Genomic DNA, 11405 nt, shown 5'->3' with positions numbered 1-11405 from the left:
GGATGACCCGGACCCGGGGGTCGCGGTCGTGCCAGGCCATCGCCATCGCGCCGGTGGCGTCGGGGCTGCCGTCGTCGACGAGGATGACCTCGGCCGACTGGGGCATGGTGTCGAGCACCCCGAGGAGCTCGGCGACGGCGTGGTCGACGTTCTCCTCCTCCTTGTAGAGGGGCACGACCACGCTGAGGTCGACCGCATACTCGTCCGTCTCGGCCCCCATGGAGACCTCCGCGGCGAACGGGGTCATCTCGACGGCAGCCATCAGGCGGCCTCCTCCGCGCCGCGGGCCGAGGCGGTTGCCCGGTACCACTCGACGAAGCGGGTGAGCCCCTCGGCGATCGGGGTGGTGGGCCGGTAGCCGAGCTCGTCCCGCGCCCGCGAGATGTCGGCGTAGGTGATGGGCACGTCGCCCGCCTGCTCGGGCAGGTGGCGCACCCGCAGCGGCCGCCCGAGGCGCTCGGCGATCATCTGGGCCAGGCCGAGCAGCGGCGTGGTCGCGGTGGTGCCGAGGTTGTAGATGCGGTAGCCGCGGGGGGTGTCGAGGGCACGCAGCACGCCGGCCACGATGTCCTCGACGAAGGTGTAGTCGCGCTGCGAGGTGCCGTCCCCGTAGAGCTCGACCTCGCCGCCGGCGTCGATCAGCCGGGTGAACTTGTGGATCGCCATCTCCGGACGCTGCCGCGGGCCGTAGACCGTGAAGAAGCGCAGGCAGGCGATGTCCATGCCGTAGATGTGGTGATAGGCGTGGCAGGCCAGCTCGTTGGCCCGCTTCGTCGAGGCGTACGGCGACGAGGGACGGTCGGCGGGCTCGGACTCGCGGAACGGGATCGGCGAGGTCGCCCCGTACACCGACGAGGAGGAGCCGAACACGAAGTGCCCGCTCGGGAAGCGCCGGGCGAGCTCCAGCATCATCGTGGTGCCGCGCACGTTGACATCGTCGTAGAGCAGCGGCTCGTCGATGCTGGGCCGGACCCCGGCGCGGGCGGCCAGGTGGATCACTCCGTGGAAGGGCGCGTGCGCCCAGGCGCGGGCGAGCGTCCGCTCGTCGCGGATGTCGCCCTCGACCAGGAGGTACCCCGGATCCGCCAGCGCCCGCTCGATGTTCCGGCGCTTGACCGCCGGATCGTAGAAGGTGTCGAAGTTGTCGACGACCACCACCCGGTCACCCCGCGCGAGCAGGGCCTCCGCGACGTGGCTGCCGATGAACCCCGCTCCTCCGGTGAGCAGGACGGTGCGCTCGGAGCTCACGCCACGCCCTCGGACTCGAGGCGGACGCGGTCGGTGGCGCGGCGGCCCCAGAGCACCACCCCGGGCTGCCGGCCCATGCCGTGGTAGGTGAAGCCGTTGGCGGCCATCTCGTCGCGGTCGAGGCAGTTGCGCCCGTCCACGATCAGCGGCCGGTTGACCAGGTGACGCACCTGGTTCCAGTTCATGTGGAGGTACTCGGGCCACTCGGTGACCAGGGCGACGCAGTCGGCGCCCTCCACCGCGTCGTAGGCGGTCTCCGCCAGCTCGACGCCGGGCAGGAGGGGCGCGGCCTTCTCCATGGAGACGGGGTCGTGGGCGACCACGTTGGCGCCCAGCTCCATCAGCCGCATCGCCACGTCGATGCTGCAGGCCTGGCGCATGTCGTCGGTGCCGGGCTTGAAGGCGAGGCCGAGGATGGCGATGCGCTTGCCCTCGAGGGGACCCTCGACGGCGGCGCGGATCTTGCTCACGAAGCGCATCCGCTGCTGGTCGTTCACCTCGATGGCCGTCTTCAGCATCCAGAAGCTGTAGCCGTAGCGGCCCGCCGCCTGGTCGAGGGCACGCACGTCCTTGGGGAAGCACGAGCCGCCGAAGCCCAGGCCGGCGTTGAGGAAGGCGCGCCCGATGCGGGGGTCGAGACCCATGCCGTGGGCCACCGCGTCGACGTCGCCACCCATGAGGTCGCAGACGTTGGCGATCTCGTTGATGAAGGAGATCTTCAGCGCGAGGAAGGAGTTGCTCCCGTACTTGATCAGCTCGGCGCTGGTGTTGTCGGTGCGCACCACCTCGGCGCCGGGGACGCCCATGACGTCGGCGACGCGCTCGCAGGCCTCGCGGTCGAGGCCGCCCACCACCACCCGGGTGGCGGTGCGCACGTCCTCGATGGCCGCGCCCTCGCGGAGGAACTCGGGGCAGGAGACGATCGGGATGGGGAAGGGCTCGCCCCGGAGCTGCTGCTGCAGCCGGGCCGAGGTGCCGGGGGGCACCGTGCTCTTCATCACCAGGACGGTCCCGGGACGGGCGCCGGCGCGCACGGTGGCGATCACCTGCTCGACGGCGGTCAGGTCGGCGCGGCCGTCGGACCGGGGCGGGGTGCCCACCGCAACCACCACCATGGTGGCCACGGAGAGGGCCTCCTCCCAGTCACCGGTCACCCGCAGGTGGCCGGCCTCCAGGGCGGCGCGGAGCAGGGGCTCGAGCCCCGGCTCGTAGATCGGCACCCGACCCTCGGCGAGAGTCTGGCGGCGCTCCGGGTCGACCTCGACCATCACGACCCTGCGGTCGGACGATGCGAGACACGCGCCGGTCACGAGGCCGACGTATCCGGCTCCAGCGATAGCGATTGTGTGGTCCATCCGTCCCTTCCTGGCGGGTGATCTTGAACCATGGGGACGGTTTTGTGAACCCTTCCGTCCCACCTCTCTGGTCCCGGCCCGGACCGCCACCCGTTGGCACCTCGTCCGTCCGAGGGTATGACGGTGCATTCGGGGCAAACTTGCGGGCGGCCCGCCCGCGGTGATCGCACTGGCTGGAGCGCCGGCCCAGGGCCGGCGTCAGGGCCCCGCCGGGGGCGCCGAAGGGGTCCCGAGGACCGCCGGGTCGTGGGCATCAGCTGTCTGGTTCGACCTCGATACTGCGTGCACAGCCTGACCCCCCGCGCCATTCTGCGCCCTCGAGGCGCGGTTGTGCACGTGTTCGGCCAGAAGAGCCCGTGTTTTCTCATTCCCTGGCACGAACATGCGTACGCATGCCGGGCCGGCGCAGGGTTTCTACGCCGCTTGGCCCGAACATGCGTGCGTCAGGGGGAAACCCCCTAGGGGGCCAGCACGTTCCCCGCGATGCCCATCGCCTCCGAGGTGATGAAGTTCTCGTCCACGGAGCCGTGGTTGGGCCCGCTGTGGTTGGTGTAGACGCCGAAGCTGGGGGTCACCCGGTACACGTAGCCGTGGATCGGAGCCTGCCAGAGCTTCTGGAGGACGACCGACTGCATCTCGGCGATGCGCTGGTCCTGGCCGCCGATCTCGCGATTGAGGTGGTCGACGGTGGCCAGCATCCAGGCCTGCCGGCTCTCCTTGTAGGCGCTCGAGACGCCCTTGCCGTCGGCGTCGACGGAGAAGAAGAAGCCGCCGCCCAGGGCGTCGTGGAGACCCATGGTGGGGCTGTAGAGCTGGTCCACCGCCGCCCTCACCGCGGCCAGGATCGCCGGCTCCTTGAGATGGTCGTAGACGGTGAGCAGGGCGTCGAGGGTCTGAGCCTGCTCGCCCATCTTGATCTGCGCCTGGCCGACGCTGTCGCCGCTCGAGGACCAGTTCATCTGCAGCGGGTAGAGATGGGTGTTGGGGTCCTGGGCGCTGGCGAGCAGGTGGTGGGTGGTCGCCCGGGCGGCCGCGGTGAGCTGCGGGTCGTTGTAGCGGGCGCCGGCGTCGGCGAAGGCGGCCGCCGACTCGGCGGCGAAGTCGGTCCGGTAGTTGTTGTGCGACTTGTCCACCACGGTGCCGGCGGAGGAGTTGTAGAAGTTCTTGAGGACGGCGCTCGCGAAGTTGTGGGCCATCTGGTCCCAGCCCGCCCCCGGCTCGAACCGGTCGAGGTCGCGCATCTGGAAGTAGATCCAGGAGCGGTAGTAGGTGTAGCCGGCGAACTCGGCCTTGACGATCGGCTCCATGCGGGCCGCGTCGGCGTCGAAGGAGTGGTCGCTCGGGTAGTAGTACCTGTAGGCGCGCAGGTTGCGCAGGTACATCAGGTCGGTGACCGGGTCGTGCCGGGGCGAGGCGCCGTTCTGGTCGTCGCTCAGGCCGGTGGTCTGGACGTTGGTGTTGTCGCCGGCGGTGCTGAGGCTGCCGTCCCAGTCGCCGCGCCAGTTGATGAACAGGCCGCCGGTCAGGCTGCTGCCCTTGGTGGGCGGCGCGTCCGGGTTGAACGCGCTGGTGTGCATCTCGTTGAGGATGTCGGCAAGCCGCCTGGCCGCGGTGGCCGGGATCGTCCCCGCCCCCGGGGCCCCGGACGCGTTGCCGGTCGGACCCACGGTCACCGGGAATGTGTAGGACGGCGACGCCACTCCGGGGCCGGACCCGGAGCCGCGGCTGACGGCGAGCACCACCAGGGCGGCGACGACCGCGGTGACGGCGGTGAGCGCGATCAGGCCCTGCTGTCGTCTGGTCATGATTCTCCTCGAGGCCCCGCCCGGGGGCCCCCCTTCCTCAGTCGCCGCGGAAGTACAGCGCGGCGGTGGACGTCTCCGCGACGACGTCGAACTGGTCCTTGATCAGGTTGGTGATCGCCGGCGCCACGCTGCTCAGGTACGAGCCCTGGTCGGTGACGATCCAGATGCGCTGGTGGTTCTCGATGACCTGCTGGAGCTGGCTCACGGTGAGGATGGCGGGCACCCCGAAGTTGGTGTCCACCGCCTGCCCGTTGCGCTCCATCAGGAAGAGCAGCTTGTCGCGCCCGGTGGCGATGGTCATGTCCGGAATCCGGCCGACGTAGTAGGCGGGGTTGTCGGGCGGGGCCAGGGTGACGAACAGGTCACCGGGCCTCTGGTGTGCCTTCATGTACGCCGACACCCCACGGTAGTCGGTGTGGCTGTACGAGTCGGTGGCCCCGGTCAGGCTGGCGAAGGCGAGCCCGTAGTCGCGGGCGCCGCCGGTCAGCGAGAGCGCCAGCCAGGCGAAGCCCGGGATGGTGGCGAGGGCGACCATCCGGATCACCGCGCGGCGCTCGCGCATCCCCGCGGAGACCGCGGTCAGCGCCCGCCGGAGCAGGCCCAGCACGTCGACGGCGCCGAGGGCGGCGAGCACGAACAGCAGGGGCATGGTGACGAAGACGTAGCGGGCGATCTTCGGCGAGAAGACCGTGCTCAGCGCCAGCACCGGCACCCAGAGGAAGACGGAGAGGTAGAGCCGCATGAAGTTGCGGCGCACCAGCCCCACCACCCCGGCGATCACCGCGAAGCTGCTGATCAGCGCCAGGCCGCCGGCCCGGGTCGCGGTGGGGAAGTACACCTTGCTGATGTACCAGTAGAAGTTGTGGGCGTCGTAGGTGACGTACGGCTTGTCGCTGTGGTCGAAGCCGAAGAACGGCGGATGCGACTTGACGGTGAGCAGGTACTGGAGGGCGATGACCGCGAAGGCGCCGCCGCCGAACGCCCACCAGCGCCAGTCGCGCACCCAGCGCAGCCGCATCACCACCAGGAACACCAGCGGGATCGCGGGCAGGAAGATGAACGTCTCCTCGTGGGAGAAGTACATCAGCACCATGAAGACCGCCGCGGCGGCGATGGTGCGGGTGCGCGGGTTCTGCAGCGCCCGGGCGAAGAACACCACGAACAGGATGGCGAAGAACTGCGCCTGCTGGTACATGCGCACGTCACGCGACCAGAGCAGCTCCATCGGCGCGGTGGCGAAGAGCACCGTGGCCGCCACCAGCAGCAGCGGGCGGCTCCTGATCACCATCGGGAGGAGGAGCAGCCCGAAGGCGAGGATGGTGGCCACGTACCAGAACACGCTGGGGATGCGCAGCGGGGTGGCGGTGTCACCGGTGATCGCGCCGACCACGGCGAGGAGCACGCTGTAGAGCTCGCCCTTGAAGTAGAGCAGCCCGGAGGGCAGGGTGGGCAGCAGGTGCGAGCGCACCCCCTGGGCGGCGAGCAGGCTGGCCAGCTCGTCCTGCCAGAGCGGCTCGTAGCCGATCCGGTAGGCGGCGGCGCCGCCGCAGATCAGGGCGATCATCCCCACCGCGGCCACCTCCCAGCGCAGCAGCGCCGCGGGCAGGGGCAGCCGGGGCCTGGGGAGCGACACCTGGCGGAGCCGGGTCCAGACCGACGCGAACCGGGCGCCGACCCCCTCGGTCGCCCCGGTGACCACCAGGGCGCTGACCACCTTGCCCGCGAAGACCGTCCCCAGGAGCGCGAGCAGCACCCAGGGCACGTGGGGGAACGGGGCGAGCACGTCGCGCATCCGGGCGAACTGCTCGGTGGCGGCGATCGCCGCGACGCCGGGCAGGTGGCCGACGGCGTCGGTGAGCAGGGCGCGGCTGAAGGGCACGCGGCCGGCCAGCGAGACCAGGCCGGCGACCAGCACCCAGAGGGCGAGGGTGCCGCCCAGGGCGGCGAACCGGTCGGTGTAGACCACAGAGGGGGGGGTGTCGACCTTGCTGACGCCGATCACCCGCTTGGCCAGCCCCTGGGGCCAGACGCTGCCGGTGTCGCCGACGGTGACCGCCTTGGCCGGCCCCGGCTGGGTCAGCGCGCTGCCGAACGGATAGGTGACCGCCGACCACCGGGTCCGGTTGCTGGCCACGGTCACGGGGCCGGCGCTGGTCTGGATGGTGCCGTCGACGTAGAGCGTGGCCACCGGGCTGGCGGTGACGTGGAACGCGAGCACGTTGACGCCGGGGTGGAAGAACCCACCGAGGTTGAAGAGGTTGAGGACCTCGGCGGGGATCCCCTTGCCGGTGAAGGCGGGCTGGTTGCGGTAGGTGAGCAGGTCGCCGTTCAGGTAGATGCCGTAGGGGCCGGAGGCGGCCACCCGCAGCCAGCCGTCGGTGGGCTGGCCGGGGAGGTTGACGGCCACGCTGGCGGCCAGCTCCCTGGTCTGACCGGGCGCGCTGATCACCTCGGCGTTGAGGGAGGGATCGGAGTTGGTCGCGTTGAGGGGCTGCTCCATCACCGGCTCGGGCACGGTGGCGAGCGCCGCCGTCCGCACCGCCGCCGAGGCCACCGCGTTCGGCCAGGCGCTGGCGTCGTACTTGACGTTGAAGAACTGGGGCACGTGGAGGCTGCCCCGTGGCTTCACCAGGGCGACGTTCGAGGTCGCCCGCCACCCCGGCGACGAGGTGGTGAGGTCGGTCTGCTTGCCGCCGCTCACCAGCACCAGCCGGGCCCGCACCGAGGCGGTGCCCCCGTCGACGTTGCTGGCGTCGAGGGCGACGGTGTTCTGGCCGGCGGCCAGCCAGCGGGTGAGGTCGACGGCGTGCGCCTTCGCGGGCACGCCTGACTTGACGTCGCTGGCGTCGCTGTCGACGCGGCGGCCGTTGACGTAGGCGTCGTACCACTGGTTGGCGTCGACCCAGAGCGTGGCGCTGCTGGGGATCGCCTCCAGCGGCAGGTCGAGGTGGAAGTAGGAGCGCGAGGCGCCGCTGCTCGCCTGGATCCACCGAGCCCCCTTGAAGTCGACCGCGTACATGTGGGCGGCGCCGCGGTGGAAGACCTCGGTGCGGAAGCTGCCCATCCACCACCCGGTGGCGGCGACGATCAGGAACGCGGCGATCAGCCGGAGCCGCATCAGTGCTTCCTCGGCTCGGAGACGTAGAGGCCGGCGGCGAGGCTGCGGGCCAGCGAGTTGTTGAACTCGGTGTCGAGGCCGATCGCGGTGAGCAGGTGGCTGCGGGCGTCACCGGTGCGTCCCATCGCCCGCTCGCTCAGCGAGATGTACGTGTACGCCGAGGAGCGTACGTTGGGGTCGTTGGTGAGCCGGATGGTGCGCGTGAACTGGCCGATGGCGTGGTCGAAGTCGCCGCCCTTGTAGAGGATGCGGCCGAGCGCGTAGTGGACCGCGGGGAGGTCGCCGTAGAGCTGGGAGACGATCGCCTGCATCAGGCCGCGGTCCTGGTTGATCAGCGCCGCCTTGCGCGCCTGGGAGATCAGCTCCTGGACGATCACCGGGTTGTCCGGCGCCTTCTCCGCCGCCTGCTGCAGGTCGGCGAGCTGGTTGACGGTGTCGCCCTGGGTGCCGAGCGCCTTGGCCTGGGCGTACAGCGACAGCGCGGTGCTGCTGTCGCCGGAGGCGCCGAGGGCGCGGCCCAGGCCGAACTCGAAGTTGGCGTTGAAGCGGAGCAGCGGGTTGAGGCGCTGGGCGTAGTCGAAGAGCTGGGTGGAGCGGCTGTACTCGCCCGCCTGCGAGGCCTGCTCCGCCGAGCTGGCGATGTAGTTCGCGAAGGCGCCGCGGCCGAGGAGGATCGCCAGCACCACGCCGGCGGCGAGCGAGCCCCAGCGCAGCCGCCGGTCCGAGCCCAGCCCGCGCACCAGCGCGGTCAGCGCGAACGCCAGGACCAGCAGGCCGCCGAGCAGGCTCATCACCCATCCCGGCCGGAGGTCGGTGGCGATGGCGCGGGTGCTGCCGCCGATCGGGTAGAGCAGCACCGAGGTGGGGCCGCTGCGGGGGATGCTGTAGCCGAGCTGCGAGGTGATCGAGCGCATCTCGGCGTTCTGCTGGTTGATGTGCTGGACCAGCTGGAAGTCGCTGATCGCCGACTGGAGGACGAAGAGGACCGGCAGCAGCATCATCACCGCGCCGCAGACCGCGAGCGCGGCGCTGGCCCTCCCCCGGCCGCGGACCAGCAGGGTTGCCGCCACCACGACGGCGACGGCGGTGAGGCTGCCGTAGGAGATCAGCCGCGAGTCCGGCATCCCCGCCGCCACCACCCGAAGGTCGACGGCGTGCCGCTCGGTCTCGAGGGCGACCCCCAGCCAGGGGAAGTTCAGCCCGAGGAGGCCGAGCAGCAGGCCGATCACCGGCACCACCACGGGCAGGCGCCGGAGCAGCCCCGTCGGCTCGCTGACCCGTCCGGGCCCGAGGCGGGGGATGCCGCCCCGGGTTCCGACCGCGGGGCGCACCGGGGTGGCGGTGGTCATCTAGCCCTGCTGCGTCTGAACGATGCGGATGGGGTCACCCTCTGCGAAGGTCTGGCCGCTCGAGAGCACGCAGACCAGGTCGCCGGCCTTCAGCCCCTGGAGCACCTCGACGTAGGTGCCGTCGGTGACGCCGATCTCGACGTGCTGGCGGTGGACCACCTGGCCCTCGACCAGGTACACGGTCGGGTCCTGGTCGACGTTCAGCACCGCGCTGCGCGAGATCACCACCGGGCTGGTGTGGTCGACGGTGAGCCGCACGTACGCCTTGAGGTTGGGGATCACCCGCTTGTCGGGGGTGTTGGGGGCGTCGATCGAGACCTGGAAGGTCTGGCCGTTGAGGTCGGCGCCGGCCGAGATCAGCACCACCCGGCCCTGGAGGCCGACGGCGGTCAGGTTGGTGAGGCTGATGTCGGCGACCGCGCCCTCCTTGACCGCCTGGCGGTCGGCGATCGGCAGGTGGGCGCTCACCTGGATGTGGGAGAGGTCGAGAACGGTGACCAGCACCTGGCCGGGCGAGGCGTAGTTGCCGGGCTGGATGCTGACCTGGCCGATCACGCCGTCGATCGGCGAGAGGATCTGGCTGGCCCGCCCCTGGGCGATGTCGATCTGCTGCTGCACGATCGCCTGCTGCCCCTGGTAGCTGTTGATCTGCTCGGCGAGGGCGGTGGCGGTCGCGGAGTCGCCGCGCCCGGAGGCGAGCTTCATCCGCTCGGTGGCGGCGGCGATCTGCGAGCCGAGGAGCTGCAGCTTCGCGTTCAGCTGGGTCGCCTGCAGCTGGAAGGGCGCCGGGTCGAGGGAGATCAGCGGCTGGCCACGACGCACCTGGTCGCCGGGGCGCACGCCCACGTCGGTGATGAGGTCGCGGAAGTCCACGCTCACCGGAACCGTGATCCCGGCGGCGGTGGTGCCGGAGCCGCCCGGATGGTCGGACACGGCGCGGGCGCCGGCCCTGTAGACGACGGCGTCGTGGACCGACGGGGTGCCGCAGCCGGCCAGTGCACCGGCAAGGGCCAGCATCACTCCGGCCATGGCAGGCGCACGGAGGCGTGTGGTTCTCATTGGTCTCCCCGAGAGTGGCGACCCCGATGGGTCCAGAGATGCAACGCGGGGAGCCGCGAAATCCTGCCCCGTCACCGGGGAACGCACGGTTTTCCCCTCCAGGCCCGTTGTGCAGGTGATGCTGAGAGTCCGGCCGGCGCGGCGGCCGAGTGGCGTATCGTCGTGGAAGGAGCTGGAACTGGTGGACGTGTCACCATGAGCGCTGTGCAACCGCCGCCGGACGCCGCCGATGACGGTCCGATCCTGGACGACCAGGACCGGGTGATCGACCTGCCGGCAGGCGCATTGTCCTCCAACCGCAGCCCTCGCGCGCGCTCGGCCCGCTCCCCCCGCAGCGGCCGTCCCTCGGCGAGCACCGGCCTCGGCGCCGCCCTCGACGCGTCGCTCGCCGACGTGACCGCGGCCGCCCAGCCGCTGGCCGACCTCGAGGGGCGCGCTCCCGCCCCTCGGAGCGCCGCCCCACGGGCGCCCCGTCCGGTCTCCTCCCGGCCCGCGCCCGCGCCGGGGGAGCCGAGCCCCACACCCCCGGCCCGGCCCCGCGCCGTGCCCCGGCCGCCCGCCTGGCAGCCGGTGCCCTGGTCGGAGGCCTCGGCCCGCGCCGCCCGGCCGGCTCCCGCCCGCCCGGCCCAGCCGGCCGCAGCGCCGCGCCCGGTGCAGCCGGCCCCGCCCCGCACCGCGACTCCTCCACGTCAGGCCCCGGCACGCCCGGCGCCGCGGCAGCCGGACTCGCCGGTGCGGACGGCGATCACCCTGCCGTTCCCGACCCAGCACACCCGGCCCGGCACCGAGGAGCCGGCCCGGCTGCGCGGCGTCGACGCCGGCGCCATCCCGGAGCGGACCGTGCCCGGCTGGCTGCTGGTGGTGATGGTGGTGGTGGCCACGATGGTCGCCGCCCTCGCCGCCTACCTGCTGCTCCGTCCCTGAGGCTCAGCCTTCCCCCCTACCTCAGCTGACCGCCCGGTAGACCTCCTCGACCCGGGCGGCGACGGCGTCCCACGAGTGGGCGGCGACCACCGCGTCCCGGGCGGTCGACGCCAGCTCCGCGCGCTCCCCGGGTGAGGCGAGGAGCGCCGCCGCGGCTCGGGCCATCGCCTCACGGTCGCCACCGGGCACCAGCCGGCCCCGGCCGGCGACCGCGTCGCGCAGGCCCGGGACGTCGTACCCGACCACCGCCGCCCCGGCGGCCATCGCCTCCAGGGCGACCAGGCCCAGCCCCTCGTACCGGGAGGGCACCAGCAGCACCGCCGCGGCGGCGTAGGCGGCGAGCAGCTCCTCCTCGGACACGGCGCCGCGCACCTCGACCGCGCCCGGCGGAGCGGCGGCGGCGGCGGCCCGGACCGCGGTCTCGAGGCTGCCGGCGCCGATCACCACCCCGCGGACCCCGCTCCCGGCGAGCCGGGCCATCACCGCGACCGCGTCGAGGGGGCGTTTCTCCGGCTCGAGCCGGCCGACGAAGAGCAGCAGCCCGGGG

The 11405-nt window shown here is 72.2% G+C and carries 9 protein-coding genes; 1 reads left to right on the top strand and 8 read right to left on the bottom strand.

What is annotated here, in order from left to right:
- The 7 genes from VGL20_15955 to VGL20_15925 all read right to left on the bottom strand — a co-directional run.
- Positions 1-262 (bottom strand): glycosyltransferase (locus VGL20_15955; GenBank protein HEY2705175.1); only part of this gene is annotated, 262 nt, incomplete at its 3' end.
- Positions 262-1248 carry an NAD-dependent epimerase/dehydratase family protein gene (locus tag VGL20_15950; protein ID HEY2705174.1) on the bottom strand — a complete coding sequence of 329 codons (987 nt, stop codon included), beginning with the start codon at positions 1246-1248 and terminating at the stop codon, positions 262-264. The genes VGL20_15955 and VGL20_15950, both read right to left, overlap by 1 nt.
- A complete protein-coding gene (locus tag VGL20_15945; protein ID HEY2705173.1) occupies positions 1245-2603 on the bottom strand; it encodes a UDP-glucose/GDP-mannose dehydrogenase family protein in 1359 nt (452 codons plus the stop codon). The genes VGL20_15950 and VGL20_15945 overlap by 4 nt, the downstream gene beginning before the upstream one ends.
- Before the next feature lie 458 nt (positions 2604-3061).
- Entirely contained in the window at positions 3062-4408 is a 1347-nt protein-coding gene (locus VGL20_15940) for a hypothetical protein (GenBank protein HEY2705172.1), read from the bottom strand.
- Between the two features lie 37 nt (positions 4409-4445).
- Positions 4446-7526, bottom strand: coding sequence for a hypothetical protein (locus VGL20_15935; GenBank protein HEY2705171.1), 3081 nt, complete (start codon positions 7524-7526; stop codon positions 4446-4448).
- Positions 7526-8875, bottom strand: coding sequence for a tetratricopeptide repeat protein (locus VGL20_15930; GenBank protein HEY2705170.1), 1350 nt, complete (start codon positions 8873-8875; stop codon positions 7526-7528). The genes VGL20_15935 and VGL20_15930 overlap by 1 nt, the downstream gene beginning before the upstream one ends.
- Positions 8876-9892, bottom strand: coding sequence for an efflux RND transporter periplasmic adaptor subunit (locus VGL20_15925; protein ID HEY2705169.1), 1017 nt, complete (start codon positions 9890-9892; stop codon positions 8876-8878).
- Between the two features lie 237 nt (positions 9893-10129).
- Between VGL20_15925 and VGL20_15920 the strand changes: the two genes are divergently transcribed.
- A complete protein-coding gene (locus tag VGL20_15920) occupies positions 10130-10858 on the top strand; it encodes a hypothetical protein (GenBank protein HEY2705168.1) in 729 nt (242 codons plus the stop codon).
- 21 nt (positions 10859-10879) lie between these two features.
- Here VGL20_15920 and VGL20_15915 read toward each other — a convergent pair.
- Positions 10880-11405 (bottom strand): glycosyltransferase (locus VGL20_15915; protein ID HEY2705167.1); only part of this gene is annotated, 526 nt, incomplete at its 5' end.

The organism is Candidatus Dormiibacterota bacterium (assembly GCA_036495095.1).
In the GTDB taxonomy this organism is placed as follows: Bacteria; Chloroflexota; Dormibacteria; order Aeolococcales; family Aeolococcaceae; genus CF-96.
The sequence above is the reverse complement of the archived record's forward strand: the minus strand, read 5'-3'. Positions and strand labels throughout refer to the sequence as shown.